Annotated in this window: 1 pseudogene; it reads left to right on the top strand. The window is 68.9% G+C overall.

Features of this window, described 5'->3' with window-relative positions:
* Positions 1 to 219: pseudogene (locus lacNas_RS00230) on the top strand (BglG family transcription antiterminator); the annotation flags it as partial.

The following is a 219-nucleotide window of genomic DNA, read 5'->3' as shown; positions in this document are numbered from 1 at the left end:
TCTGCCAGCAGCTGCTGACGCAGATGACCCTGCAGTCAGTCGCTAGCGCCGGCATGGACTTAAAGGGGGTGCTGGCCGCGATCATGGCCGCGGTACCGGATGACTACGTCAATGACCGCGCCGGGATCGCCGCCCGCCTGCAAAAGCGGCTGGACCTGGCGCCCTTGGGCCTGCCTGGCAGCCACCTGGCCCTGCTGCACGCGCGGACGCAGGCGGTCA

This window comes from Lactobacillus nasalidis (genome assembly GCF_016587775.1).
In the GTDB taxonomy this organism is placed as follows: Bacteria; Bacillota; Bacilli; order Lactobacillales; family Lactobacillaceae; genus Lactobacillus; species Lactobacillus nasalidis.
This window is presented reverse-complemented; position numbering and strand designations above follow the sequence as displayed.